Source organism: Pseudomonas sp. 2,4-D, from assembly GCF_030418155.1.
In the GTDB taxonomy this organism is placed as follows: Bacteria; Pseudomonadota; Gammaproteobacteria; order Pseudomonadales; family Pseudomonadaceae; genus Aquipseudomonas; species Aquipseudomonas alloputida.
The window spans coordinates 1-1,199 of the sequence record NZ_JAUHUI010000091.1; the positions used below are offsets into that span (position 1 = coordinate 1).

Annotated in this window: 1 protein-coding gene; it reads left to right on the forward strand. The window is 66.7% G+C overall.

The features are described 5' to 3' along the window. Positions 1 to 1,199, forward strand: a 1,199-nt coding sequence (locus QYE47_RS27240) for an Ig-like domain-containing protein (RefSeq protein ID WP_301159800.1), incomplete at both ends; no start/stop codon positions are given.

The following is a 1,199-nucleotide window of genomic DNA, read 5'->3' on the forward strand; positions in this document are numbered from 1 at the left end:
GCCGACGGCACCACTGTGCTGGGTAGCGTGGTAGTTGGCGCTACCGGCAGCTTCAGCATCACCCTCGACCCGCCACAGGTAGACGGCGAAGTGCTGCAAGTGACGGCCACCGATGCGGCAGGCAACGCCTCCACCGCCAATAACGTTACCGCGCCGGACATCGACGGCGGCGACACAACGCCACCGGAGGCCCCGACCAATCTGGTGATCGGCGCTGCCGGCAGCCAGCTCAGCGGTCGTGGCGAAGCCGGTACCAGCGTTCAGGTGCGCGATGACGCAGGCACCGTAATTGCCACGGGCACGGTCAATCCGGATGGTACCTTCGCCATCACCTTGAACCCGGCCATCACCGATGGCAGTACCCTGCAAGTCACCCTCACCGACGCCGCTGGCAACGTATCGCAACCCGGCTCGGTCACCTCGGCCGACTTGCTGCCGCCCGCGCAACCGACTGACCTGGCCTTGGCCGATGGCGTCACCTTCACCGGCCGCGGCGAGCCCGGCGCTACCGTGCAGGTGCGCGATGCTGCCGCCAACCTGATTGGCACCGGTGTCGTCGGTGCCGATGGCCTGTTCAGCCTCACCCTGTCGCCTGCCCAGGCCAATGGTGAAGCACTCGATGTGCGTCTGGTGGATGCCGCCGGTAACAGCTCTGCCCCATTGCAATTCGATGCACCGGACATCACCCCACCTGAGGCAGTAACCAATATTACAGTTGGCGCTGACGGCCTGGCCCTGAGCGGTCGCGGCGAACCGGGTGCCACTGTCGAAGTGCGCGATGCCAGTGGCACCGTGATCGGCACGGGTGTCGTGGGAGCCAACGGCACCTTCCTGATCGACCTCGCCCCAGCCGCACAGCCAGGCGAGCAGTTGAGCCTGGTGCAGACCGACCCAAGCGGCAACGCTTCCTCGGCGGTGCAATTCGAAGTCCCGCTCACCACTGCGCCTGCCAGCCCCAGCGACCTGGTGTTCGCCGAAGACGGCAGCAGCATCAGCGGTACCGCACCTGCAGGCACCCGTGTGGAAGTGCATGACGCCAACGGCACACTGATTGGCACTGTGGTGGCGGGCCTCGACGGCAGCTTCACCGTCACCCTCGACCCGGCCCAGGCCAACGGCGAGCTGCTGGACGTGGTCGCCATCGATGACGGCGGCGTTTCCTCGCTGCCCGCACAGATCACCGCGCCCGACATCACCGC